We start from the raw sequence: 26,004 nt of genomic DNA, 5'->3' as shown, positions 1-26,004 counted from the left end.
TCTTAATTTTTTTCAAACTTACAATTAGTCTAAAAGTCAAAACGTATAAGATTCTATAAAATTGTTATATAATTTACATTTAGACTGATTTGTAGGCAAGATCAAAAATCAAATTTCTTTTTTATGATATAAGTCACTCTGTATTAATGCTTTATTTTTGCTTAAGAATAGATGTGATTAAATGGTTACTTAATATGTCTTCCATTTCAAAAAGATTTTCTTCTTCGGTAAAGTTAGTTTGTGAGTAAGAAAATAATTTCCAGCGTTTTTTATGATACTCTAATGCGGTTAGATTTTCAATCCAGTCTCCTGAATTGAGATATAAAGTAGATCCGTGTTTATTTTCTTTGGTAATTATTTTAGGCTCATGGATATGACCGCAAATTACATAATCGTATTTTTTTTCTATCGCCAGATCAGTTGCTGTTGTTTCAAAATCCGAAATAAATTTCACGGCTTTTTTGACGCTTGCTTTTATTTTTTTAGAAAATGAATACGGTTCACGTCCTAATTTAGATAATATCCAATTGATGAAACGGTTGATAAGAATTAAATAATCATAACCTAAACCACCCAGTTTGGCAATCCATTTTGAATGCTGTACAGAAGCATCAAAAACGTCTCCGTGAAAAATCCATGCTTTTTTTCCGTCTAATTCTAAAACTAATTTATCGACCAAAGAAAAATTTCCCATATTCATGTCGGTAAATTTTCTAAGAATTTCGTCGTGATTTCCAGTGATATAATAGACTTTTGTCCCCTTAGAAGCCATTCCGATTACTTTTTGAATAACTCTTAAATGTGCTTTCGGAAAGTAGGATTTTCTAAATTGCCAGGCATCAATAATATCGCCGTTTAAGACTAATGTTTTTGGTTTAATGCTTGACAGATAGTTGTTTAGTTCTTTGGCGTGACTACCGTAAGTTCCCAAATGGACATCTGAAAGTACGACCAGTTCGACATTTCGTTTTTTCAATTTTTCTTATTTTGAAGTTTAACAAATAAAAGAAACTCTGACTGGTTTTGTTTTATCAAAAGGTTACCAATTTGGCTACAATTTTAATTAATTGTGATTTTTAAATGACTTAACCTTTATTTAATAATACCAATTTTAAATTTTTTAATTTAATTCATAAAACTTACATTTGCTCAAAACTAGATACAATGGCAGGAAATAGCTACGGCACTCTATATAAAGTTACTACATTTGGTGAATCTCATGGCGAAGCTTTAGGTGGAATTATAGACGGTTGTCCGTCAGGAATAGAACTTGATTTAGAAGCGATTGAAGTCGAAATGTCACGCAGAAAACCGGGACAATCCGCAATCGTAACCCAAAGAAAAGAACCGGATGCAGTTCAGTTTTTATCCGGAATTTTTGAAGGTAAAACTACCGGAACTCCAATTGGTTTTATTATCCCGAATACCAATCAAAAATCAGACGATTACTCTCATATAAAAGACAATTACAGACCAAGCCACGCCGATTATGTATATGATCAAAAGTATGGTTTTCGTGATTATCGCGGTGGCGGAAGAAGTTCAGCGCGTGAAACAGCGAGCAGAGTAGTAGCAGGTGCAATTGCTAAGCAAATGTTACCGGAAATTAAAATTAATGCTTACGTTTCGTCTGTTGGACCAATTCATTTAGATACACCATATCAGGAATTGGATTTTTCGAAAATAGAAAGCAATCCTGTTCGTTGTCCGGATGAAAAATCAGCAGCAATTATGGAAGAATATATTCGTGATATCCGCAAACAGGGAGATACTGTTGGCGGTGTTGTTTCTTGCGTAATTCAAAATGTTCCGGTTGGTTTAGGCGAACCTGTTTTTGATAAGTTGCATGCCGAATTAGGTAAAGCAATGCTTTCTATAAATGCCGTAAAAGGTTTTGAATACGGAAGCGGATTTTCAGGTTCTGAAATGAAAGGAAGCGAACATAACGATTTATATAATCCTGACGGAACTACAAAAACAAATCTTTCAGGAGGAATTCAGGGCGGAATTAGCAACGGAATGGATATTTATTTCAGAGTGGCTTTTAAACCGGTTGCAACGATAATGCAAACTCAGGATTCATTAGATAATAAAGGAAATATTACACCTATGACCGGTAAAGGCCGTCATGACCCATGTGTAGTGCCTCGCGCAGTGCCAATTGTAGAAGCAATGGCCGCGATTGTTTTGGCTGATTTTTACTTAATCAACAAAACATATTAATAAAAGTTAAGACAGTGAGGGTCTTAATATTTTAATCTAAAAAAACAAATTAATGCAAATTACAGAAACTAAAAAAAAATCATTTCTTTCAGGATTAACAGGACAAATTATAATTGCAATGATTCTTGGAGCTACTCTTGGAATTATATTGCACAATTCAATTTCGCCTGAAGCAGCACAATCTTTTAGTGCTAAAATAAAAATGCTGGCAACTATTTTTATTAGATTGGTGCAAATGATTATTTCGCCTTTAGTATTCACCACTTTGGTAGTAGGAATTGCGAAACTGGGAGATATTAAAACAGTAGGCAGAATTGGTGGAAAAGCACTTGGATGGTTTTTTACTGCTTCGTTTATTTCATTACTGATCGGATTGTTTTATGTAAATTTATTAGAACCGGGAGTAGGTATCAAGCTGGAACATATTGATATGTCGGCAGCTTCTGAAGTAACCGGTAAAACAAAAACATTATCTGTTGAAAATTTTGTCGAACACATTGTTCCTAAAAGTATTTTTGAAGCGTTAGCAACAAACGAAATTTTGCAGATTGTAATATTTTCAATCTTTTTCGGATTAGCGGCGGCATCTTTAGGAAGTACCGTAAAACCGGTTATCAATGCTTTGGATAAATTTTCGCACATTGTTTTAAAAATGGTAAATTATGTAATGAACTTCGCTCCAATTGGTGTTTTTGGTGCCATTGCCGGAGTTTTTGCCATAAGAGATGCAGAAGAATTGGTAATAACTTATTTTAAATTTTTCGGATCATTTTTAGTCGGAATAAGCACATTATGGGTTGTTTTAATTGCAGTTGGATATATTTTCCTAAAAGGAAGAATGACTGAATTATTAAAACGAATTATCGGGCCATTAGCGATTGCGTTTGGAACAACAAGCAGTGAAGCTGTTTTCCCTAAATTAACAGAAGAACTGGAAAGTTTTGGCGTAAAAGATAAAATTGTATCTTTTATGTTACCGCTTGGATATTCATTCAATCTTGACGGAAGTATGATGTACATGACTTTTGCAAGTATTTTTATCGCACAATTTTACGGAGTACATTTAGATTTAGGAACGCAAATGGTAATGCTTTTGGTTTTAATGTTAACCAGTAAAGGTATTGCAGGTGTACCAAGAGCGAGTTTAGTTATTGTTGCGGCAACTTGCGGAATGTTTAAAATTCCGGTTGAAGGAATTGCACTAATATTGCCAATCGATCATTTTTGTGATATGTTTAGAAGTGCCACAAATGTGTTAGGAAATGCTTTGGCAACTTCAGTTGTTGGAAAATGGGAAGGAGATAAAGAATCAGATAGTATTTCTGAAATTTAAAATTTATTTCTTAGAAAAACGTTGTAGCTTTTCTATACCCAAATAAAATAAGAAAAAAGCTGTATTTTTAATTGAAATACGGCTTTTTTTTATTTTTAAACGTATATTTGATGAAATTAGCCTATTTATGCCCCAAATACGCATTTTTTTTACTCTCCTTTTAATTCTGATTTGTTTTGACAATTCAGCACTTGCTCAGTCTGAAGTTATTTCAGAAAGCAAGATTAACAAACTGGTAAAACAAGCCTGGTCTGATTATAAAGATTCCAATTTTGAAAAATCACTAATTGCTTCACGCGTAGCACTTAACTACGCCACAGCTATAAAAAATGACTATTTAATAGCGCGATCTTATAAAATCATTGCTGGAAATTATAATGAATTATCAGAGTTTGATAAGGCAATTTTCTTCTATAATAAAAGTTTGTTTTATGCTAATAAAACCAACAATGACTCTATTAAATACAGCCTTTACAATAACTTAGGAAATATATATTGTTTTGAAAGAAAACAATTTGATAAAGGAATCCGCTATTATAAAAAATCAATTGCATACGGTTTAAAAATCAACGATCTCAATCAGGTGTATTTTACCAACGTAAATATTGCCTGGGCCAATTTTGATTACGGAAATTTTAAAGAAGGTTATCCGTATCTGAAATACATTGATATTAATAAAAAAAAGTACGGCGATAAATCTACAGAAGTAGTAGTGAACATGCTTAACGGAATGTATTCCAGCTACAAATCAGATAATGAAGCTGCAAATCAGTATTTTTTAAAAGCAATCGAAGCAGGCAAAAACAGTGGTGAAAAATCTGATTTGTCGTATGCTCATTTAGAATATTCTAAGTTTTTAACCAAAATTGAAAAATACAAGGAAGCGTATCAAAACCTCTCCGCGTTCAATAAAATTACGGAAGAACTTTATAATGATGAAAAAATTAAAAAAGCATCAATTGCAGGTTTTAATCTTGAGCTAGACGAATACAAAAGACAAATCGATAAAATTGAAAACGAAAAAATATCGCAATATCAAAGTTTAAAAAAGTCGAGAATTATTGTGATTCTCTTTATCATAATTTCTTTTATTCTGCTTTTGTTGATTATTACTTTGATTAAGAATATCAGATACAAGAAAAAACACAATTTAGAGCTTTTACAGGCAAAAGAAATTGCAGAAGAAGCTTCTTTACTTAAAACACAATTTATTTCGACAATAAGCCACGAATTGCGTACTCCTTTATATGGTGTTGTGGGAATAACAAATATGCTGCTCGAAGAACATAAGGAATTGTCGAATAGCCAGCATTTAAGTTCATTAAAATTCTCCGCCCGATATTTATTATCTCTCGTAAACGATATTCTTCAAATCAATAAAATAGAAGAAAATAAAGTGATATTGGAGAATCTTACTTTTAATATTTCTGATGAAATTGCCATGATCAAGAATTCGCTTTCTTTTTTATCGCAAAAAAATAATAATAAACTTTCTGTTTTTATAGATCCTAATATTCCCGAATATTTAATTGGAGACAAGTTGCGATTGGCTCAAATTCTAATGAATTTAGTTAGTAATGCCTTAAAATTTACAAAGGACGGCGAAGTCGAAATTATTGTAACTCTTAAGAAAACAGAAGGAAAATTTTATCATTTAGAATTTCAGATAAAAGATAATGGAGTTGGAATTGCTATTGTTGACCAAAGTAAGATTTTTGAGAAATTTGTCCAGGTTGGAAGAAAAGATGAAGATTATCAGGGAACAGGATTAGGTTTAAGCATCGTAAAAAGATTATTAGGACTTTTTGGAACAACGATACTTTTGCAGAGTGATCTTGGCGAAGGAACTGCATTTTCATTTACAATTCCGTTTGAATGTGATGCAGCCAAAACAAAAGTTATAATTGATGAAATTCAGGTTGATTTAACTTCACATGAAATCTACAAAATTTTAGTGGTAGAAGATAATCTGATCAATCAACTGGTTACAAGAAAAATAATAGAAAAAAATAATTACGTCTGCCAGGTTGTTGATGATGGTTTTAGTGCTTTGCAAATACTCGAAAATGAGGATTTTGATCTTATTCTTATGGATATTAATATGCCTTTGATGAATGGATTTGAAACCACAAAAAGAATTCGCCAATTGGGGATTAAAACGCCAATTGTAGCCTTAACCGCTTTTGATAAAGATGAAATTACAGATGAAGCCATTTCGTCAGGAATGAACGATATTATCATTAAACCTTTTGAACCCGTAAGGCTGTTTAAAATTATGAATTACCTTATCTATGAAACAAAAAACGTTGGCTGTTAATGCCAACGTTTTTTTATGTAATATCCTAAACACGAATTTCACGAATTTTCACTAATTTTTAGTTTGTGAAATTTCACAAACCATTCAATTATTAATTTGTGCAAATTCGTAAAATTAGTGTTTAATACCAGCGTTTTTTATTTTGCTTAGAAGCGTTTGATTTTCTCGATTTATGAGCACCGCCGCTTCGGTTTGAGTTTTTAGGTTTTTCTGCGGCTGCTGCTTCCGGGCTTCCTGCGTGCCATTGATAAGGATGGTCAGTGATGGTTTTTACATCTACTTTTATCAATTTCTGAATGTCTTTCCAATACACGTGTTCGTCTTTACTGCAGAAAGAAATCGCAATTCCGCCATTTCCTGCACGACCTGTTCTACCAATTCGGTGAACGTAAGTTTCAGGAATATTTGGCAAATCAAAATTAATTACAAAAGGCAATTGGTCAATATCGATTCCTCTTGCAGCAATATCTGTTGCAACAAGAACACCAACTTCTTTGTTTTTAAAAGCATCCAAAACGCGTTGTCTTGCATTCTGCGATTTATCACCATGAATGGCTTCTGCCGCAATATCTTTTTTACGCAAAGCTTTTACAACATTATCAGCTCCGTGTTTGGTTCTTGAAAAAACCAATACGTTTGATAAATCTTCGTTTTTTATTAAATGGTAAAGTAAATTTCTCTTCTCTGCTTTTTCTACAAAATAAATGCGCTGCTCCACATTTTCAGCAGTTGATGAAACCGGCGAAACTTCTACTTTTGCAGGATCCTGCAAAAACATTTCTGCCAATTCTCTAATCGCAATAGGCATTGTGGCAGAGAATAATAAAGTCTGACGGTTTTTTGGCGTAAGCTTTACAATCTTTTTTACATCATTTATAAAACCCATATCCAGCATCTGATCGGCTTCATCCAGCACTAAAATATGCAAATGATCCAAATCAAGAAAGCCTTGTTTTTGTAAATCCAATAATCTTCCCGGGGTCGCCACTAAAATATCAACACCTTTTTTTAAGGCATCCACTTGCGGATTTTGAGAAACGCCGCCAAAAATAGTCAATTGAGTTAAATTGGTATATTTTGCATAAGTATCAAAACTTTGCCCAATCTGAACGGCTAATTCACGCGTTGGTGTAACTATAAGAGCACGAATTACTTTTGTTTTTTTTGATGAACCAACAATTCGGTGTAACTGATGTATGATTGGAATAGCAAATGCTGCTGTTTTTCCTGTTCCTGTTTGTGCACAGCCAATAAGGTCTCTTCCGGCCAAAACGATCGGAATAGATTGTTCCTGAATAGGTGTAGGGTTTAAATAGCCTTCTTCAAATACGGCTTTTTGTATACTTTTTGAAAGTGATAAATCTTCGAATAACATATCTTAGGTATTAAGAATTTTAGTTTTAAGTACTAAAATTCTGTGCAAAGATAGGTTTATTCAGCCAATCGTTTATTTGAATTGGGGTTTATTTGGCAAATGTGTTAATTTTCAGCCTTTCGCCAGAGATTCAAATTAAATCTTTTCGTTATGGGCTTTGATAAAATCGGTGATCAGATAACCAATTAATTTTCCAATTAAATGATTGTTTGGCGATTGGTCTAAATCCGGTGCGCCTTCGCAAATGTGCAGATAAGTGGCATTTCTATGCTCTCCGAAAAACGAAACAAACTGGCGTAATTCTTCTATAGAAAATCCGCTGATTGTCATTGCGCTGCTGGCGATGTTTGGAATTGCATCCAAATCAATTTCGATACCAAAAGAATCTGTTTTTATGAATTCTAATGCCAGAGCCATTTCTCTGTTAAAATCTTTTTCTTTTCGAATATTGACGCTGTCGTATGTATTGTAGCGAACACGATCTTCTAATTTTTTGATAATATCAAGAACACTTTTTGAAGTATAATTTTCGTGTAGTCCAAAAATGAAATATTTTTTCAGGAAACCTTCTTCGTATGCATACGAAAAACCATTTCCGCTGTGACGGCCTTCCAGAATCCTAAAATCAGAATGTGCATCAAAATTAATTGCATTGATTGGTTTTCCTTTGGCTAAAGCCGAACCTTTGATGTTTCCGTACGCATTATTATGGCCTCCGCCAATGATAATCGGAGTTTTTCCGGCCTTAATTAAAGTAAAGATTATATGAGAAACTTCTTTGTCTATTTTTTCAACAAGCTGGCTTAATTTTGAACGGTCATCAATGTCATTAAAGTCCAGATTTTCGACGTCACGCATTTCTTCTGCAACGTTAATTCGCCCTAAAACAATGATTTGGCTGCCTTTAGAAAAACGGTTATGCTGAATGTTTGCAATGCTTTTTATCGCACTTTCCCATGCCGATGCTGCTCCCGGTCTTCCGTAATTAGCGCGCACGCCAATATCTTCAGGAATACCCAAAAGAACATATTTAGCTTCACTCTCTTTCAAAAAATTGACCTTATCAACTCCATTTGGAATGATAATCATCTTTTCTCCAAACTTTATTTCACCACTTCGATGATTCGTTACTTTCGCTAAATCATTAATAGTAAATGGGATTAGTTTCTCCATAAAAAAAATTATTGTTCAAAAATAATATAATTGTAGTAACTTACGTTATAACGATATATTAATTATTAAATTTGTTTTTAAGAAAATTATTTAAATATGGAAAACCCAAAGAACAACAACTCAAGTCTAAAGGCGGTAATCGCTGTTTTAGCAGTCCTACTAATTGGAAGTTTAGTGTATATTTTTAAATTATCGTCTGATACTGACGTAGTTAAAACTGAACTTACTACAACTCTAACAGAGAAAGAATCTGTTATGAAAGATTTGCAAGAATTAAAAGCAACTTACGATGCTGCAATTGCAGAAAACACTTCTATGTCTGATGAATTAATTCAGGAAAGAGACAAAGTAGTAGCTTTGATGGATGATTTAAATAAATCTAAAGGAGATGTGTCTAAATACAGAAATCAGGTGCAAGGGATGCAGGCTAAAATGAAAACTTTAGTTGCTGAAAACGATGAATTGAAAAAACAAAATGGTGTTTTAACAGTTCAGAGAGATAGTACTATTGTAGTTTTAGGAGAGTCTAAAAAATTCAATGAAGTTTTAGTTGGTCAAAACGAAGAATTGGCTAAAACAGTTGAAAAAGGTTCTAAATTATCAATTTTAAATACAAAAACTGCTGCTTACAAATTGAAAAGCTCAGGAAAACAAATTGAAACTGATAAAGCAAGCCGTGCAGACGTATTGAAAGTAAGTTTTACAATTGCTGAAAATCAAATTGCAAAATCTGGGGATAAAACGTATTATATTCAAGTTATTGACGCTAAAAACAATGTTTTAGGTGATAAGAAAACAGAAAGTTTTGGAGATAATACTTTAACTTACAGCTTTAAGAAAACAATCCAATACGAAAACAAAACTGTACAGGTTTCTGAAGACTTGCCAGGTAAAGATTTCGCTAAAGGAACTTATTTTATCAATGTATTTGATAATGACGAGTTAGTTTCTAAAACTAGTTTTTCTTTAAGATAATCATTACTCAAAGTAAAAGAAAAAGGTCTGTGAAAAAATTCACAGACCTTTTTTTATGGAAAATATTAAAGTAATTTATTTATAAAACTTCACCTGCTATAAAAACGCTTTCAATTAAATTACTGCCAAAAGCGTACGGAATCTGATAATAAGAGGAAATAGGTTTTGTGAGGATTAAATTGGCTTTTTTCCCCTTTGTAATACTTCCGTGGGTTTCAGAAATTCCCATTGCGTATGCGCCGTTTATTGTTGCTGCATTGATGGCTTCTTCGGGAGTCATTTTCATTTTAATACAAGCTGTTGCCACGACAAAATTCATATTTCCGGATGGAGTAGAACCCGGATTAAAATCAGTCGCTAAAGCAATTGGCAAACCTGCTTTTATCATTTCTCGCGCCGGAGTGTACGGAATACTTAAAAAATAAGAACAGGACGGCAAAGCGACAGGCATCGTTTCTGTATTTTTTAAAGCTTCGATATCTTGTGGGTTCATAATTTCGAGATGATCGACAGAAAGCGCGTTAAATTTAATTCCGGCCTGAATTCCGCCAATGGAATTAAATTGATTCACGTGAATTTTTGGTTTTAAGCCGAATTGAATTCCCGCTTCCATAATTTGCTCTGTTTCTTCAACAGAAAAATATCCGGTTTCGCAAAACACATCAATATAATCTGCGAGTTTGTTTTGTGCTATTTCAGGCAGCATTTTGGTTATAATTTCGTCGATATAACCGGATTTATTTTCTTTATAATGTAACGGAAATGCGTGCGCACCCAGAAAAGTCGCTTTAATAGAAATTGGATAATTTTCTGCCAGTTTTTTGATAACACGAAGCATTTTTAATTCGCCTTCGATTGTAAGTCCGTAACCTGATTTTATTTCTACAGCTCCGGTTCCTAAATGCATAACTTCTTCCAATCGAATTTTTGACTGCTCATAAATTTCTTCTTCCGAAGTTTCGTTTAGTTTTTTAGCCGAATTCAGAATTCCACCGCCACGATTGGCAATTTCTTCATAAGAAAATCCGTTGATTCTGTCGACAAATTCCTGTTCGCGATTTCCCGCATATACAATGTGTGTATGACTGTCGCACCAGGAAGGCAAAACGATTTTTCTTGTTGCATCAATAATTTTATCTGCTTTGATTTCCGGAAGATTTTCCATCGAACCAAAATCATGAATCAAATCATCTTTTAAAATTAAAAAAGCATTTTTTATTGTGGGAAGAATTGCCATTTCAGCCCCCGAAACCTTAGAAACAGAAGTTTCACGAATCTGAAGCAATTCTTTTATGTTGGTAATTAAAGTGATCATCAATATGAGTTTAGTATTTAAGTGATGCTATAAAACACAAATTTCACAAATTACCACGAATAGATTAGTGACAATTTGTGAAATTCGTGTTGTTAGAATTTGGAATTTATTATTCAGAAACTGTTATTTCAAACATTTTTTCCCAGTATTTTCCGGTTACAAATATTGTTTTTGTTGCAGGATTATAAGCGATTCCGTTTAAAACTTCCGCTTCAGGATGTTTGATGAATTTGCGTAAGCCAGACATGTCCAGAATTCCTTCAACAGCTCCGGATGTTGGGTTTACCACTGCAATCGCATCTTTTTGCCAAACATTCACATAGAATTTTCCGTCGATATATTCCAATTCGTTAATTGCTTTAATTTTTGAAGTTCCTGAATACACATTAATATAATCAATTAATTTTTGTGTATCAGCCTCCATTTTCCAGATTTTTTCAGTTCCGTCTGAACGGTAAATGTATTTTCCGTCATTTGTCATTCCCCAACCTTCAATTTCCTTATCGTATGTAAATTTCTTTTCCAGTTTTAAGGTTTGAGCGTCATAAATAAAACCTGTTTTTTCCTGCCATGACAATTGATATAATTTTCCGTTTAGGAAAGTAATCCCTTCACCAAAATATTCTTTTGGAAGATCAACTTGTTTGATAACTTTTCCGGTTTTATAATCTACAGATCTAAAATAAGAATCTCCTTTTTGACCCGTACTTTCAAATAAAACACCGTCGTGAAATTCTAAACCTTCGGTAAAAGCTTTTGTGTCGTGCGGAAAAGTATTGACTACTTTATATTTTAATAATTTTGGCTCAACATTAGAAACTAATTCAATTCTTTTGGTTGCATCAGACGAATCTCCACCAAAATAAACTGTTGCTTTTAAATATTGATACCCTAATTTTTGATCTTTTAATTCAAATTTAAATTTCTCATTTCCTTTCTTACTTGCCACTTTTTTATCGTTGACAAAGTAAGCAATGCTGTCAATTTCTTTCGAATTTGGGTTTAAAATTCCGATAGAAACTGCTTCTTTTGACGTAAAATGAGCTGGAAAAGCCGAATCATCGATATTAAATAAAGAATTTTCACCTTTTTTTGTATCTCCACAACCAATTATTGTGATTCCTAATAAAATGAAAGCTAGGAAGTTATATTTTTTCATAGTTAAAAATTTGAATAAGCCAATATACGACGATATTTTTATAGCAACAAAGCTCTTGCAAAAATATAAAAAGATTGTATATTTGCACCGGCAAGTCCTACACGACCAGCTCCTGCAGACTCCCCCAGGATGGGAACATAGCAAGGGTACGTGGTTGAGCGGTGCGATGTAGGTCGCTTGCCACTTTTTTATTTTAGACATCCTGAAGTTTCAGGATTTTTTTTTAGAATTAATTTAAATGTAGTCTTCCTTATGGAGGATTTTTTTATTTTTGGAACTTCGTAAAGTTAAAAGTTATCAGTTAGAGGTTAAAGTTTGCCTCATGATTAACTTATAACTCAAAACTCATAACTTCTCAAACATGAATAAAGTCGTTTTAATTACCGGAGGATCCTCAGGAATCGGAAAATCAATTGGAGAATTTTTACAGAAAAAAGGTTTCGTTGTTTATGGAACAAGTCGAAATCCTGAAAACGTATTAAATTCTGTTTTTCCGCTTGTGGCTTTAGATGTCCGAAATGTAGAATCTATTAAATCGGCTGTTGCCAAAATAATAGCAACTTCAGGTCGATTGGATATTGTAATTAATAACGCCGGAGTTGGAATTACCGGACCTTTGGAAGAAATTCCGACAGAAGAAATCAAGAACAATTTCGAAACTAATTTGTTTGGCCCAATAGAAGTTATGAAAGCGGTTTTGCCACAAATGCGTGAACAAAAATCCGGTTTAATTATCAATATTACTTCAATTGCGGGTTATATGGGATTGCCTTACAGAAGCGTTTATTCGGCATCAAAAGGAGCATTGGAGTTAATTACAGAGGCTTTAAGAATGGAAGTGAAGTCTTTTGGAATTGAAATTACCAATGTAGCGCCCGGAGATTTCGCAACCAATATTGCTTCAGGACGTTATCATGCGCCTGTTATTCAGGGTTCTGCTTACGAAAAAGTGTATGGAGATACTCTTGCTGCAATGAATGAACATGTTGATGCAGGGAGTAATCCGAATGAAATGGCAGAAGCAGTTTATAAAATTATTCAACAAAAAAAGCCGAATGTACATTATAAAGTAGGTGCTTTTATGCAAAGGTTTTCGATTGTATTAAAACGTGCGCTTCCGGATAAAATGTATGAAAAGATGTTAATGAATCATTATAAACTCTAAGGTTATGGATAAAGTTTCAGAAATTATTCCGGGTTTAATTGCTGTTGCTGTTCTTTTTGTTTTTTGGTTGATTATTAGAAATGTTTTTAAAGCATTAAGTAATAAAATAAACAACGCAGAACTTTATAAAGAAGATACTCTTAAAGTTTTAGAGGAAATTAGAGATGAATTGAAAGAATTAAATAGACATAATTCTGCGAAATAATCTTGTTTAAAAGATAAACCGGGCAAAATTTGAAATTATTCGATCGGAATAAATATTTCAAATTTTGCTCCTTCATTTAAAACACCTTCCGCTTTAATAAATCCGTCGTGATTTTCTACAATTCTTTTTACAATCGTAAGTCCGATTCCGGTACTTTTTAGAGGTTTTGTATGTAGTGCCTGAAAGAGACCAAATATCCTTTTGTTGTACGATTGATCAAATCCAATACCATTGTCTGAAATGGTTAATTTATAATATTTAGTAAGCGGAGAAAGCTTTTCAAGTTGTCCATTTACAATTTGTGAGGACACTGTAATGATTAAATTTCGATCCGGACTTGCAAATTTTAATGAATTATTGATCAGATTATAAAGCAATTGTCTGAATTGAAATTCTATTACAGAGAGTTTGCCTAATTTCTGAATATCAAAAACAACATTCTTATTTTCATACTCATTTGTAAGGTCTTCAATGACATCATTTGCAATTGTATTCAGGTCTTTTAATTCAAACTTTCTTTCGTCAAATTTGGTTTTAGAATAGATTAAAAGATCATTGATCAGATTTTGCATTCTAAAAGCTGAATTTTTAATTTTAGAAAATGCAGTTTTACCTTTTTCAGATAAGTTATTAATTTCTTCGCGTTCAATTGTATCCGTAAAAAGCTGAATCTTACGCAACGGTTCCTGAAGATCGTGACTTGATATGTAATTAAAAGCTTCGAGTTCGCTGTTCATTCTTTCCAGCGAAATGTTCTTTTCAATAAGTTTTTTTTCAGCTTCTAACTTTTGTTTTTCGGCTTTTTGTTTTTCAACTTCTGTTTTTGCGATAAGATTATTTTTTTCTAACAGGATCGTTTTACTTTCGTTTGCCTGCTCAAGACTGCTGATGTGAAAAGAGATTAAATCGGCAAATAGATTGAACATTTCACGAACTTTAAACTCTTTCAGGCTGTTTGGTTTAGGATCAATGGCGCATAATGTGCCAAAGAAACTTCCGTCTAATCGAATAATAGGAACTGAAATATAACTTTGAAGACCATACATTTTAGGAGTATGGTGATATTGATAATCAGGATCTTCGCTTACATTATCAATTATGACTGCTTTTTTGTCCTGACGAATTTCATGACAAATCGTTGTTTTTATCTCTAATTCATCTCCTGGTTTTAAACCAAACGCAACATTATCCAGAACACTGCAGGTAATCCAACGATCTTCTGTGACTCTGGCTATAGCGGCAAAACCCATTCCGGTGGTTTGGCAAATCACATTAAGAAGGGTTGGTACGATAGTAATATTCTGAATATTAGTAATGTCTTGTTGAAAATTTTCTTCTAGCACTTTGGGACTTATTTAATGGCTTAAAATTACAACTTTTTTAATTAACGTTTTGTAAGGGTTAGTGGTGAAATTTAGAATTATTTTTAAGATTTTAATTTTGGGAAAATTATAAGTTGTAATTTTGCGCCAAAATTTACGTGAGGGGAAAAATCAGTCTCTTTTTGCGAACAAGCATAGTTAACAAAAGAGAACACTGATAGCCCGGTTTGCTTAGAGAAAGCGCCAAAAAAGAATCAACACAATTAAATTTAAATATATTATGAAATTTTTTATTGACACAGCTAATTTAGCTCAAATTCAGGAAGCACAGGCTTTAGGTGTTTTAGATGGTGTAACGACTAATCCATCATTGATGGCAAAAGAAGGAATTACAGGAAAAAACAACATCCTTAAGCATTATGTTGACATTTGCAATCTTGTAGAAGGCGATGTAAGTGCTGAAGTAAATGCGTTGGATTATGATGGAATGATTAAAGAAGGTGAAGAATTAGCTGAATTGCATGATCAAATCGTAGTGAAATTGCCAATGACAAAAGAAGGAGTTATGGCTGCGAAATATTTTTCTGACAAAGGAATTAAAACCAATGTAACACTTGTATTTTCTGCAGGACAAGCTTTATTAGCTGCAAAAGCAGGAGCAACTTATGTTTCGCCTTTTATTGGACGTCTAGATGATGTTTCTACAGATGGGTTGAACCTGATACAGGAAATTAGAGAAATCTATGATAACTACGGTTACGAAACTCAAATTTTAGCAGCTTCTGTTCGTCACACAATGCATATTGTAAACTGTGCAAAAATTGGTGCAGATGTTATGACAGGACCTCTTTCTGCAATTTACGGATTATTGAAACATCCTTTAACTGATATTGGATTAGCTCAGTTTGTAGCTGATTTTGAGAAAGGTAACAAATAGTTTACTTTAAATAAATAATTAAAAATCGCCATTTTGTAAGAAAGATGGCGATTTTTTTTATCTTTATATGTCTCAAAAACAATGACATATGAAAAAAGCTATTCTATTTTTTGCGTTTTTAATTTCAAATATTGCAGTAAATGCACAAGCTAAAGTCTTAACGAGTGTAAATGAAGCGGGCGATGTCGCGACTTATGAGCTGGATAGTTCTGTAAAATTTCAGACGCTGGCAAAAGGATTGCGTTACACTATTACACGTCACGAATTTAAAGGACCGGAAATGAAAAACTCCTACCGATTAATGTTGGTAATGGATGGTTTTTATTCTACTACATTAAACAGTACAATGACTATATCGGCTGTTTTAAGTGACGGAACTGCGATAGATGCAAAAAAGACAATTGAAGAAGATGGTTATTTTGATGGCGCCTGTACGTTAAAGATCAAAGATCCAAAAGCGCTTTTATCGGCTAATATCGATAAAATTATTGTTCATGCCGATAAAGATGTTGTTTATACTTTATCAGAACAGAATAAAGCTGTTTTTAAAAAGAATTTAAGTAATATTATAAATGCTAAATAGAGGTTCAAAGGCACAAAGGTTCAAAGTTGCAAAGGTTTTTGGCGGAACGAATCTTTAGGATTTTAATAATAAAGCTGTAATAACAAAAATCCAAATCCCAATCTGTAAAAATTGGAATTTGGATTTTTTTTATTGTTATTTCTTAAGTCTTAGTGACCTCCTGAAAGTTTTTTGTCAAAGTTGATTCCTTGTTTTCTAAGGATTCCGCTTACGCTCCATGCATAGAATGCCAAGTAAGCAAAACATAAAATACCTACAACGTAACTTGCTTGAATACCAATAAATTCAGATACAAAACCTTGTAGCCAGCTGATAACTCCACCACCCATAATCATCATGATTAAGAAGCTGCTTCCCTGACTTGTATTTTTTCCTAATCCGCTTACTGCTAAAGTAAAGATGCATGGCCAAAGCGTACTACAGAATAAACCAACACTTGTAAAAGCGTAAACACTTACAATACCGCTGGTAGACATTCCGATAGCTAAAGCAACAATTCCTAATGCAGAGAATATAAGTAACATTCTTGCAGGGTTTCCTTTACTCGCAATATCAGCCGCAATTAATACTAAAATAATTAATCCGTAGATATAGAAAGGTGTCAAATCGTGTTTTGCAATGGCATTTACCGCTAAGAAAACTCCAAAAGCTAAATATGGTGCTACAAAACGTAATATTTGCTGTAAACTAGCCTTGTCTGTAAAAGCTTCGATAGCTCCGGTCCAACGACCAATCATTAAACTCGCCCAGTATAAAGAGATATAGGGTGCAACATCTTTTGTCAAAAATCCTAATTTACTTTCCATGTAAGCCGGTAAGTTACTTGCAGTAGAAACTTCTACACCAACATAAAGAAAGATTGCGATCATTCCCATTACTAATTGTGGATATTGTAATGCAGATTTTTTTGCAGTAAAACCGTCGTGAGCAATTTCTTCTTCGATCAAAGCAGGTCTATCTGGTAATGAAGAGAATTTTAATAAAATGGCAACTAATAAAAATGCTAAACCAAGTATTAAATAAGGGATTTTTACACTTTCGATACTTAAAGTTGAAGATCCTGTGCTTGATCCGAAGATAGCAAAACTTACAATAAGCGGTCCGATTGTAGTACCTAAATTGTTGATTCCGCCTGCTAATGTCAAACGCTGAGAACCAGTGGTAATTGGTCCTAACGCAATAGCTAGTGGATTTGCAACGGTTTGCTGTAATGAAAAACCAAGTGCTACAATGAATAATCCTGATAACATTAAAGGAAAAGATCCTGTATTTGCAGCAGGGTAAAATAATAATGTTCCAAGAGCAGAAATAAGTAAACCTAATGAAAGACCATTTTTGTATCCTATCTTGTTAACTAAATCTTCTTTGATTAAAACAGAAATTCCCATATAAATAAGGGATCCTACAGTATAAGCGATATAAAAAGCTAAAGATACTAATTGACTTTCTCCTTGAGATAAGCTGAAGGCTGTTTTAAAAACAGGAATCAGGATGTCGTTACTTGCAGCGACAAAGCCCCAAAAGAAGAATACGATAACCAGGGGAATAAATTGTCCCCACTTAGTTTGCACATTTTCTGAACTCATAATTTGTGATAAGGTTAATTTTTAATTTTATTGTTTTTTGAAGACCGTAAATATATTTGTTAAGTATATCAAAAAAAAATAAAAAGGCACAAATAATGTTAAATTTAAACCAACGGCATCATTTTTTCAACAATGTGTTAATTTTAACCAACTTAGAAAATGAAAAATGAAATTGTATTTACTCTAAAATTTTATTTTTAACGTCTTTACTGTAATTTCGGCCTATTGGAATAGTGTAAGATTGAATTTGTATTCTATTTCCTTCAATAGATTTTACCTTATTTAGCGCAATTACGTAAGATTTATGAATTCTCAGAAAGCGGTCTGCGGGTAATTCTTCAGATAATGAAGTCAGGGATTTATGTGTAATATAGGTTTTATCAGGAGTTACAACTTTGATATATTCCTTCATTCCTTCGACAAACAGAATTTCTTCAATATTAATTTTCATCATCTTTTTATCTACTTTGATAAAAATATGAGAATCGCCTTTTGTGGTTTCTACTTTAATATTGTTTTTTAAATTGTATTCGGTTGTGATTTTATTAATGCACTTTATAAATCTTGGAAGCGGAATGGGTTTTACTAAATAATCTAAAACATCAAGATCATAACTTTCGGCTGCAAATTCCCTAAATGCAGTAGTAATAATGACTTTGGTTTTGTTTTCTATCAAACTAATCAGTTCAAATCCCGTCATCATAGGCATATTGATATCTAAAAATACGGCATCAACAGCTGTACTGTTTATAAAATCAAGTGCTTCAAGAGAATTATTGAATGTAGCGATAACTTCAAAATCTGTAAAATTGTTGAAATAATTTTGCAAGACTTTGATAGCTAAAGGCTCATCATCAATCAATACGCATTTAATTTTCATTATGAATAGGTATTTGCAAACGGATTATATAGTAATTAAGTTTAGTTTTGTGTTTGAGGCTGAAGTCATTTTTATAAATCAATTTCAGTCTCTTTTTGGTATTGACTAATCCAATACCGCTTTTTGGGTTAAGATTTTGTGAAATTACAAAATTATTTAAGATTTCAAAATCTAACCTTTTATTATCAATAACTTTACAATTGATCTTAATTTTTAAGTTTCGGTTGTTTAATCCGCCATGTTTAAAGGCATTTTCAACCAGGGAAATAAATATTAGCGGAGGCACTACAACATCTTCAATATCCGATTCAAGATTTATGGTAACTTCCACATTTTCAAAACGTAATTTTTCGATTTCAATATAATTTTGAATGTAGTCTATTTCTTTTATAAGCGGAACAAACTTGGTTCCTTTTACGTCGTACAGGACATATTCCATCAAATTGGATAATTTAATAATCACATCCGGAACCTTATTGGAAGATTCTAAAGATAAGGCATATAAATTATTTAAGGTATTGAAAAAGAAATGCGGCTGAATTTGATTCTCCAGATATTTCAATTTGATTTTAAACTGATTTTCTCTTAATGATCGGTTCCTTTCACGTTCCCGAAGCCAGGTTAAAGTCAGATAAACAGAAGATGCCATCGCTAATACATACAATTCGCCAATACAAACCGCTACAATATGATTAATTTCAAAAGGGTGGTACTCCCTATTGGCTTCAGGCCAGATATTTTCGGATATAATATAATAGGTAAGAGCCGTTTTTAAAAGATAAATTCCAAAAAGGCTGATTAATAAGGCAAAGGTGTACTGAATATACTTTTGTTTTAAAACGAATTTTGGAACCAAAACAAAAAGATTAAAATAGACTAACGGAATATGTAATGAAAATTCGATTAGGTTTGATTTGAAAGAATAAGGATAATCATTAAAATAGGCTCCCCATCTCAAAAAGTTAAGGGTAAAGTAGCTTCCCCAAAACCAAATATGATTTTGCAGTTTTATTTCGAACTTTAATTTTTGAATTTCGTTCAATTGTTTTTGGGGTTAGTGCAATTATCCTTTAGAATAATATTTTGCAACTTTAAACAATTAGTTGGTAAAACGCAATTCTTTTGAATAAAATTTTACCAAAAATGGTATTTCGTCGATTATTTTTTCAAGGCAACGTTTTCGTAAAACGTATTATTGATTGATTTGTGTCGTTTGTTTAAGATTTGGAGTAGTTTGTTTAAAATATTTTATTTATGTTAATTTTAACAATAAATTTATCGCTTAACTAACAAAATCATGACAAAAATGAAGAAAATTGCATTAATCTTTATTGTTTTTTTAACGACGCAGCTTATGCTTGCCCAGGTAAAAACAATCAAAGGTTTGGTAAGCGATCAAAAAGGATTGCCTTTACCGGGTGTTACTGTTCTTATCCAGGGAACAGCAAAAGCAACCCAAACAGATTATGACGGAATGTATAGCATTGAAGCATCAAAAGGCGATGTTTTAGTGTTTTCATACATTGGTATTAAAACTAAAACAGTAACAGTTTCAGATTCTCCGCAAGTAAATGTTGCACTTGAAGAAAATGCACAAAACTTAGATGAAGTTGTTGTTACGGCATTAGGGATTAAGAGACAAAAGAAAGAGCTGGGTTATGCCGTTCAGGATATTAAAGGCGACCAGTTAAACAAGGTAATTACAACCAATGTTGCTACAGCACTTTCAGGAAAAATTGCCGGTGTTGATGTTTCTGTGCCCGCTACAGGTGCCGGCGGAAGTACGAGAGTTATTATTAGAGGAATTTCCAGTATTGGCGAGAATAACCAGCCGCTATATATTGTAGATGGAGTACCTATTGATAATACAGGTTTGTCTAATGACACTGCAGCATCAAGCAAATGGTTTGACGGAAGAGATAACGGAGACGGAATTTCGAGTATAAATCCAAATAATATCGAGAGCCTGACCGTTTTAAAAGGAGCAGCAGCATCTGCATTATATGGTTCGAGAGCGTTAAACGGGGTAATTTTAATTACAACTAAAAAAGGAAGCAAAGGAAAACTACAAGTCGAATTAACCAGCGGCGTTAGTTTTGATAAAGTAAATGCTAAATACGAAGATTTTCAAAGCGACTACGGAACGGGATCTCACGGAATTTTGCCGGATCCTTTAAAAGCGCCTTCAGAAATATATGGATATACGACAAGCGCGTGGGGACCTAAATTTTCTGAAACTGTAGGACAGCAGGTTAAAATATTTGATGGTTCTATGAAACCGTATGCAAAAGTTGATAATAATATTCAGGGATTTTTCAAGACCGGATTTACAACCACAAACGGAATTTCAGTTTCTGGCGGAGGAGAGAACGCGTATGTACGTTTTGGATTTAATAATCTGAAAAATGATGATGTTGTTCCGGGTTCCGGTTTAGAAAGAAACGATGCGAGCTTAAATGCCACTTTAAAATCAGAAAAATTTACTTTGGATGCCAATGTGAATTACATGGTGGAGAATACAGAAAACAGACCAGGTTTGGGAGATTCTCCAAATAATGTTGGGTATTCTTTAAGTGGTTTGGCACCAAATATCGATCAGGCGTGGCTTCAAAATTATAAAAATCCGGATACAGGAGAAATCTATAAATGGAATAACAATATTTATCAGTTAAATCCCTATTTTACGGTAGATGCTAATCATAACACTTCTAAGAAAAACCGTTTTATGGGGAATGTTACCGGAACGTATCAACTTGAAAAATGGATAGGACTGACTTTTAGAACCGGTTTGGATACGTATGTTTTTGGTTCTAGTGATTTTATGGCTCCGGGAAGTACATGGCCGGGAAGAGATACCGGTTATCTTGGATTAAATGACATTACGGTCTCTGAAATGAATACGGATATCATCGCTAATTTTAGTGAAATTAAACTGGCTACTGATTTTACTTTCTCAGGGATTTTAGGAGCCAGCAGAAGAGATTTTAGAAGACAGGAAAATTCAAGTCAGGGGACCAATATTATTGAGCCGGAAACAGAATTTATAAGTAATTTTTCTACGCAGACAATTAATGCGCCATCAGAAACCAAAACGAGAACAAACTCTGTTTACGGTTCTGCAAAGTTTGATTATAAAGGTTATTTATATGCTGAATTTACAGGAAGAAATGACTGGTTTAGCGTGATTACCAAAGATGCTTTTTATCCGGCAGCTTCCTTAGGTTTTGTATTCTCAGATGCGTTTGGACTTCAGGGCGATACTTTTTCTTATGGTAAATTTAGAGGATCATGGGCAAAAGTTTCCAATGCACCGGGAGCTTACAAAAACTCCTTAAACTACACGACTTATTCTGCTTATGACGGACAAAGTGTGGTGAATATTAAAAATACATCGGCACCAAATGCGAACCTTACTTTTCAGTCAAAAACAGGAATCGAGTTTGGATTAGAAACAGCTTTTTTCAAAAACAGATTAAGAGCGGATATAACTGTTTATCGTGAAGATACAGCAGATCAGACCCTTGATCTAGCGTCTTCTGCAACATCTGGATATGAGTTTCTTTCTGTAAATGCCGGAAAATTGCGTAATGAAGGTATTGAGATATTTTTATCAGGTTCGCCAATTAAGACAAAAAGTTTTGAATGGGGAATTGATCTGAACTTTTCTAAAAACAAAAACTCCATTCTTTCTTTGCATCCGGACATTAATACGTATACTATTTCTGAAGCTCGCTGGGCGGGAGCAGCAATTGTGGCACAGGTTGGCGGACAATACGGAACTATTATCGGAAAAGATTTTCAAAGAACAGCTTCCGGCGAAATGATTATTGGTGCAAACGGTCTTCCTGTATACACAGATACGAAAGTTGAATTAGGAAAAGGTCTTCCGGATTGGGCAGCAGGTTTAACAAACAGATTTTCTTATAAAGGAATCACGCTTCAGTTTTTATTAGACATGAAGTTTGGTATGGATGTATATTCGATGACAAATTCGGTTGCGGCAGGGAAAGGACTTTTGGATGTTACCACAGAAGGAAGAGATGCTTATAATGCAGCAAGAGCAGAAGCCGCTGCAAATGATCCTAATTTCAATGTAGGAACCTGGACGCCAACAGCAGGTTATGTAGCAAATGGAGTTGTAAATACTGGAACTGCTGATAATCCGGTTTATGTAAAAAACACAACTCCTGTAGATCCTCAGGCATATTGGACAAATGTAACTGACAATACACCGGCACCGTTTATTTATGATGCATCTTACGTAAAACTAAGAGAGGTGAGTTTAGGATATACAATACCTAAAAGTGTTTTTGCAGGTGCAAAAATAAGTTCTATCTATATCTCGGCATTTGCACGAAATCTGTTAACCTTTAATAAAGACTTGCCAAACATTGATCCGGAGTCAATGTATACTTCAGGAAACGGACAAGGTTTTGAGTACGGTTCATTGCCATCAAGAAAATCGTATGGTTTTAATATTAAAGTTACATTCTAAAAAAGCACATTATGAAAATTAAATATATAATAGCCATACTCGCAGTTTTTACGGCAGTAGGCTGTACAGAAAATTTTGACGATCTGATAAAAGATCCGGTGGCGCTATCGCCAAATCCGGCGGGACAGCTCACCTTTACGCAATTATGTATGTCCGGAGATGGATATTACCAACACAGAACTAACCTGATTTATGCCGGAGGTTTTGTCCAGCATTATTCCGGTTCATGGGCCGTAACAGAATATGGAAGTAAATTTAAAAATAACGAAGAATATGCAGTGGCTTTGTGGAGAAACGTATATGCCCACGAAATTAAAAGCATTGTAGATATTCTGGATAACACAAGCGGAGATCCGGCGGCTGTAAATATGAATGCCGTAGCCAAAATTATGAAAGTAATGATCGCACAGCGTTTAACGGATATTTATGGTGATGTGCCTTATTCTCAAGCAGGATTAGGATTTTCACAAGGAATTGTAACACCTAAATATGATAAACAGGAGGATATTTATACTTCTTTTTTCAATGAACTGGATGAAGCTTACAATCAATTAAACGATGCCGGAGGTTCAGTAAAAGGAGATTTATTTTATAATGGAGATATTTCAAAATGGAAAAAATTAGCCAATACCATGCGTTTGCGTCTGGCGATGAGAATCTCTGAAGTAAAACCGGCAGAAGCTGAAAAACAGGCAAAAATAGCTTTTCAAAATGGCGTTTTTCAAAGTAATGCAGACAACTGTATAATGCATCATTTAGATTTTCCTTTTAGTGATGATCCTTCAAGACTTGATTACAGAGGAAATGGATTGTCTTACGGGTTTATTTCTGATGAACATGGAGATCATTTTAGTTCTTTATTAATCGATTTTTTAAGAGACAATGGCGATCCAAGATTAACGATGATTGCAACTCCTAAAACAAGCAGCAGCGTTGTGCCATGGTCGCCAATACAGCCGGGCGAAACCTTATATGAAGGGGTTAAACCGGGAATGTTTAGATGGGATCTTCCGGGAGGATCAAATTCTGCCTCAGGAATACAGCCTTATTTGAAATTAAGAACAACTCCTTTTTTACATGTCAGCTATTCAGAAACACAATTATTGTTGGCTGAAGCAGCAGTTAGAGGCTGGGTTTCGGGAGCTGCGGCGGATTATTATAAAAACGGAGTAGAAGCAGGTATCAAACAAATGGAAATTTACGGAGCCACACCAGCAACTCAGGCGAATATTGATGCGTATCTTAATGCAAATCCTTTAGCAGCAGGAACTGAATTAGAGCAAATTGGGACTCAGATTTGGGTAACTTATTTATTTAATAGTATTGAGGCCTATTCAAACTGGAGAAGAACAGGATATCCGCATTTAGTGCCTATCACCAATTCAGATTCAGGAACCGGCGGTGTTGTACCGACACGTTTGTATTATCCAAATGATGAAATGCAGAAAAATCAGAAAAACTATTTAGATGCTTTATCAAGAATGGGAGGAAAGAATGATTGGCTAAGTAAAGTTTGGTGGGATGTAAACTAGTTGAATTTAAACACATAGAAATATAGGATGTAAAATATGAATTAAAAATTAAAAATTAAGAATTAAAAAAATCCGCTTAAATCTGCTAAATCTACTTGAAAAAAATAGGCACAAGCTTATGCGATTTATTTTAAGTCAAACGCCTTTTTTTTTACACGGTAATCTATGTTTCTATGTGTTAAAAACAATTGCATCCAATAAATATAAAGTTATGCCTGATAAGGTATTATTTTCATTCTAATTGAAATTAAAAACAATTCGTTTAAATTAAAAATTATGATAAAAAATAAAGCCTTATTAGGCATCCTTTTTTTTATGAGTTCTCTTTTTTCGGCTTACAGCTTTTCTACTCAAAAAGAAACAGAACCTGAAAATTCAAAAAATAAAACAGCCAGAGTTGTGGGGTATTTATCTTCGGATAATTTTGATAAAATAAGCATGATTCAGTTTTGTAAATTGACGCATCTTAATGTTGCTTTTGCAAATCCGGATAAAAACGGAAATCTGAATTTTAATGGCGATATTGATGCTTTGGTAAAATATGTAAAATCGGTCAACCCGAATATTAAAATTAGTATTTCTCTCGCAGGCGGCGTTTTATCAGAAGAAGTAGCATCCAATTGGAAATTCCTAATCTATAATCCCGAAAACAGACCCAATTTAATTCGGAACATTATCAACTTTACCGAGCTTCATCAATTAGATGGAGTAGATGTAGATCTGGAATGGGATGCCGTAACAACAGGATATAGTGGTTTTGTTTTAGAATTAAGAAAAGAACTAACTATAAAAAACAAACTTTTAACGGCAGCTTTGCCTAATAATTCCCGTTTCGAAAACATAACGCAGGAAGCCTTAAATGCATTCGATTTTTTAAATATCATGTCGTATGATAGTACCGGACCGTGGACACCCAATAATCCCGGACAACATAGCTCTTTTGAAAATGCTAAAACCGGAATTGAATTTTGGAACAAACTACAAAATGTTTCATCAGATAAATTAACGCTTGGCGTACCTTTTTACGGTTACAATTTTACTTATCCGGAAGTTACCAGTTCTACTTATGATCAGATTGTGGCTGAGGGAATACAATTTGCAGATCAGGATGAGATTGGCAAAATTTATTATAACGGAAGACCAACAATCGAACAAAAAGTAATGTATGCTTCACAAAATGCAGGAGGAATTATGATTTGGGAAATTGCTCAGGATTCTTTCGATCAATATTCTTTATTGAATGTTATTCACAAAAAATATACTGCCTTAAAAGTTAAAACCACAAATTTGTGCGGTAACTAATCTGCGTAAACCATCTATAAAACTCAACAGTTGATTTGACTTAAAAACTGTTTATATTTTGTTAATTTTTAGAAATTAAAAGTTGTAAAATCTTAATTATTAGCGTTCTAGTAAATATTAAAACGTT

20 protein-coding genes and 1 other RNA gene are annotated in these 26,004 nt (G+C 33.5%); 12 read left to right on the top strand and 9 right to left on the bottom strand.

Annotated elements, in window-relative coordinates:
* Positions 1-151: 151 nt before the first annotated feature.
* A complete protein-coding gene (locus AC3QL1_RS19565; RefSeq protein ID WP_492493812.1) occupies positions 152-976 on the bottom strand; it encodes a UDP-2,3-diacylglucosamine diphosphatase in 825 nt (274 codons plus the stop codon).
* Positions 977-1,164: 188 nt separating this feature from the next.
* Between AC3QL1_RS19565 and aroC the strand changes: the two genes are divergently transcribed.
* From aroC to AC3QL1_RS19550, 3 genes are all read left to right on the top strand, one after another.
* Complete coding sequence (gene aroC / locus AC3QL1_RS19560; RefSeq protein ID WP_395335879.1) at positions 1,165-2,223, top strand: chorismate synthase; 1,059 nt, start codon at positions 1,165-1,167, stop codon at positions 2,221-2,223.
* 52 nt (positions 2,224-2,275) lie between these two features.
* Complete coding sequence (locus AC3QL1_RS19555) at positions 2,276-3,556, top strand: dicarboxylate/amino acid:cation symporter (protein WP_492493811.1); 1,281 nt, start codon at positions 2,276-2,278, stop codon at positions 3,554-3,556.
* 127 nt (positions 3,557-3,683) lie between these two features.
* A complete protein-coding gene (locus AC3QL1_RS19550; protein WP_492493810.1) occupies positions 3,684-5,873 on the top strand; it encodes a response regulator in 2,190 nt (729 codons plus the stop codon).
* 121 nt (positions 5,874-5,994) lie between these two features.
* On the opposite strand, the gene AC3QL1_RS19545 is transcribed toward AC3QL1_RS19550, so the two are convergent.
* Both AC3QL1_RS19545 and AC3QL1_RS19540 read right to left on the bottom strand, forming a co-directional pair.
* Entirely contained in the window at positions 5,995-7,248 is a 1,254-nt protein-coding gene (locus tag AC3QL1_RS19545; protein WP_492493809.1) for a DEAD/DEAH box helicase, read from the bottom strand.
* Positions 7,249-7,383: 135 nt separating this feature from the next.
* Entirely contained in the window at positions 7,384-8,421 is a 1,038-nt protein-coding gene (locus AC3QL1_RS19540) for a formimidoylglutamase (protein ID WP_492493808.1), read from the bottom strand.
* Between the two features lie 96 nt (positions 8,422-8,517).
* Here AC3QL1_RS19540 and AC3QL1_RS19535 point away from each other — a divergent pair, with 96 nt between their 5' ends.
* Positions 8,518-9,396 (top strand): DUF8428 domain-containing protein, encoded by an 879-nt coding sequence (locus AC3QL1_RS19535; RefSeq protein WP_492493807.1) that lies wholly within the window; start codon positions 8,518-8,520, stop codon positions 9,394-9,396.
* Between the two features lie 79 nt (positions 9,397-9,475).
* Here the strand turns inward: AC3QL1_RS19535 and hutI are convergent, their stop codons facing one another.
* Complete coding sequence (gene hutI / locus AC3QL1_RS19530; protein WP_492493806.1) at positions 9,476-10,711, bottom strand: imidazolonepropionase; 1,236 nt, start codon at positions 10,709-10,711, stop codon at positions 9,476-9,478.
* A 109-nt stretch (positions 10,712-10,820) separates the two neighbouring features.
* Positions 10,821-11,870 (bottom strand): glutaminyl-peptide cyclotransferase, encoded by a 1,050-nt coding sequence (locus AC3QL1_RS19525; protein ID WP_492493805.1) that lies wholly within the window; start codon positions 11,868-11,870, stop codon positions 10,821-10,823.
* An 88-nt stretch (positions 11,871-11,958) separates the two neighbouring features.
* On the opposite strand from AC3QL1_RS19525, the gene ffs reads away from it, so the two are divergent.
* From ffs to AC3QL1_RS19510, 3 genes are all read left to right on the top strand, one after another.
* Positions 11,959-12,056, top strand: an RNA gene (gene ffs / locus AC3QL1_RS19520) — signal recognition particle sRNA small type.
* Between the two features lie 175 nt (positions 12,057-12,231).
* Positions 12,232-13,035 carry an SDR family oxidoreductase gene (locus tag AC3QL1_RS19515; RefSeq protein ID WP_492493804.1) on the top strand — a complete coding sequence of 268 codons (804 nt, stop codon included), beginning with the start codon at positions 12,232-12,234 and terminating at the stop codon, positions 13,033-13,035.
* A 4-nt stretch (positions 13,036-13,039) separates the two neighbouring features.
* The gene (locus AC3QL1_RS19510; protein WP_492493803.1) at positions 13,040-13,240 is read left to right on the top strand and encodes a hypothetical protein; all 201 of its coding nucleotides are present in this window, start codon (positions 13,040-13,042) and stop codon (positions 13,238-13,240) included.
* A 35-nt stretch (positions 13,241-13,275) separates the two neighbouring features.
* Here the strand turns inward: AC3QL1_RS19510 and AC3QL1_RS19505 are convergent, their stop codons facing one another.
* Complete coding sequence (locus tag AC3QL1_RS19505; protein ID WP_492493802.1) at positions 13,276-14,583, bottom strand: GAF domain-containing sensor histidine kinase; 1,308 nt, start codon at positions 14,581-14,583, stop codon at positions 13,276-13,278.
* 259 nt (positions 14,584-14,842) lie between these two features.
* Between AC3QL1_RS19505 and fsa the strand changes: the two genes are divergently transcribed.
* Positions 14,843-15,499 (top strand): fructose-6-phosphate aldolase, encoded by a 657-nt coding sequence (gene fsa, locus AC3QL1_RS19500; RefSeq protein WP_492493801.1) that lies wholly within the window; start codon positions 14,843-14,845, stop codon positions 15,497-15,499.
* 88 nt (positions 15,500-15,587) lie between these two features.
* Entirely contained in the window at positions 15,588-16,082 is a 495-nt protein-coding gene (locus AC3QL1_RS19495; RefSeq protein WP_492493800.1) for a hypothetical protein, read from the top strand.
* Between the two features lie 149 nt (positions 16,083-16,231).
* On the opposite strand, the gene AC3QL1_RS19490 is transcribed toward AC3QL1_RS19495, so the two are convergent.
* The 3 genes from AC3QL1_RS19490 to AC3QL1_RS19480 form a co-directional block, all read right to left on the bottom strand.
* On the bottom strand, positions 16,232-17,668 hold the full coding sequence (locus AC3QL1_RS19490; protein ID WP_492493799.1) for an MFS transporter: 1,437 nt from the start codon (positions 17,666-17,668) through the stop codon (positions 16,232-16,234).
* Positions 17,669-17,846: 178 nt separating this feature from the next.
* On the bottom strand, positions 17,847-18,548 hold the full coding sequence (locus AC3QL1_RS19485; protein WP_492493798.1) for a LytR/AlgR family response regulator transcription factor: 702 nt from the start codon (positions 18,546-18,548) through the stop codon (positions 17,847-17,849).
* Entirely contained in the window at positions 18,538-19,590 is a 1,053-nt protein-coding gene (locus tag AC3QL1_RS19480; protein WP_492493797.1) for a sensor histidine kinase, read from the bottom strand. Before AC3QL1_RS19480 ends, AC3QL1_RS19485 begins: the two co-directional genes overlap by 11 nt.
* A gap of 264 nt (positions 19,591-19,854) precedes the next feature.
* On the opposite strand from AC3QL1_RS19480, the gene AC3QL1_RS19475 reads away from it, so the two are divergent.
* The 3 genes from AC3QL1_RS19475 to AC3QL1_RS19465 all read left to right on the top strand — a co-directional run bounded on the left by AC3QL1_RS19475 (position 19,855) and on the right by AC3QL1_RS19465 (position 25,877).
* Positions 19,855-23,043: a SusC/RagA family TonB-linked outer membrane protein gene (locus AC3QL1_RS19475; protein WP_492493796.1), complete on the top strand. Its 3,189-nt coding sequence runs from the start codon at positions 19,855-19,857 to the stop codon at positions 23,041-23,043.
* Positions 23,044-23,054: 11 nt separating this feature from the next.
* Positions 23,055-24,575 carry a SusD/RagB family nutrient-binding outer membrane lipoprotein gene (locus tag AC3QL1_RS19470; protein WP_492493795.1) on the top strand — a complete coding sequence of 507 codons (1,521 nt, stop codon included), beginning with the start codon at positions 23,055-23,057 and terminating at the stop codon, positions 24,573-24,575.
* Positions 24,576-24,851: 276 nt separating this feature from the next.
* Positions 24,852-25,877: a glycosyl hydrolase family 18 protein gene (locus tag AC3QL1_RS19465; RefSeq protein ID WP_492493794.1), complete on the top strand. Its 1,026-nt coding sequence runs from the start codon at positions 24,852-24,854 to the stop codon at positions 25,875-25,877.
* The last annotated feature ends 127 nt before the right edge of the window (positions 25,878-26,004 follow it).

It is taken from the genome of Flavobacterium sp. GW823-FHT04A11 (assembly GCF_058796535.1).
The sequence above is the reverse complement of the archived record's forward strand: the minus strand, read 5'-3'. Positions and strand labels throughout refer to the sequence as shown.

What these genes read in the sequence shown, in the direction of transcription:
- aroC (WP_395335879.1), top strand. Translation starts at nt 1,165, where the DNA reads ATGGCAGGAAATAGCTACGGCACTCTATATAAAGTTACTACATTTGGT.
- AC3QL1_RS19555 (WP_492493811.1), top strand. Translation starts at nt 2,276, where the DNA reads ATGCAAATTACAGAAACTAAAAAAAAATCATTTCTTTCAGGATTAACA.
- AC3QL1_RS19550 (WP_492493810.1), top strand. Translation starts at nt 3,684, where the DNA reads ATGCCCCAAATACGCATTTTTTTTACTCTCCTTTTAATTCTGATTTGT.
- AC3QL1_RS19545 (WP_492493809.1), bottom strand. Translation starts at nt 7,248, where the DNA reads ATGTTATTCGAAGATTTATCACTTTCAAAAAGTATACAAAAAGCCGTA.
- AC3QL1_RS19540 (WP_492493808.1), bottom strand. Translation starts at nt 8,421, where the DNA reads ATGGAGAAACTAATCCCATTTACTATTAATGATTTAGCGAAAGTAACG.
- AC3QL1_RS19535 (WP_492493807.1), top strand. Translation starts at nt 8,518, where the DNA reads ATGGAAAACCCAAAGAACAACAACTCAAGTCTAAAGGCGGTAATCGCT.
- hutI (WP_492493806.1), bottom strand. Translation starts at nt 10,711, where the DNA reads ATGATCACTTTAATTACCAACATAAAAGAATTGCTTCAGATTCGTGAA.
- AC3QL1_RS19525 (WP_492493805.1), bottom strand. Translation starts at nt 11,870, where the DNA reads ATGAAAAAATATAACTTCCTAGCTTTCATTTTATTAGGAATCACAATA.
- AC3QL1_RS19515 (WP_492493804.1), top strand. Translation starts at nt 12,232, where the DNA reads ATGAATAAAGTCGTTTTAATTACCGGAGGATCCTCAGGAATCGGAAAA.
- AC3QL1_RS19510 (WP_492493803.1), top strand. Translation starts at nt 13,040, where the DNA reads ATGGATAAAGTTTCAGAAATTATTCCGGGTTTAATTGCTGTTGCTGTT.
- fsa (WP_492493801.1), top strand. Translation starts at nt 14,843, where the DNA reads ATGAAATTTTTTATTGACACAGCTAATTTAGCTCAAATTCAGGAAGCA.
- AC3QL1_RS19495 (WP_492493800.1), top strand. Translation starts at nt 15,588, where the DNA reads ATGAAAAAAGCTATTCTATTTTTTGCGTTTTTAATTTCAAATATTGCA.
- AC3QL1_RS19490 (WP_492493799.1), bottom strand. Translation starts at nt 17,668, where the DNA reads ATGAGTTCAGAAAATGTGCAAACTAAGTGGGGACAATTTATTCCCCTG.
- AC3QL1_RS19485 (WP_492493798.1), bottom strand. Translation starts at nt 18,548, where the DNA reads ATGAAAATTAAATGCGTATTGATTGATGATGAGCCTTTAGCTATCAAA.
- AC3QL1_RS19475 (WP_492493796.1), top strand. Translation starts at nt 19,855, where the DNA reads ATGAAGAAAATTGCATTAATCTTTATTGTTTTTTTAACGACGCAGCTT.
- AC3QL1_RS19470 (WP_492493795.1), top strand. Translation starts at nt 23,055, where the DNA reads ATGAAAATTAAATATATAATAGCCATACTCGCAGTTTTTACGGCAGTA.
- AC3QL1_RS19465 (WP_492493794.1), top strand. Translation starts at nt 24,852, where the DNA reads ATGATAAAAAATAAAGCCTTATTAGGCATCCTTTTTTTTATGAGTTCT.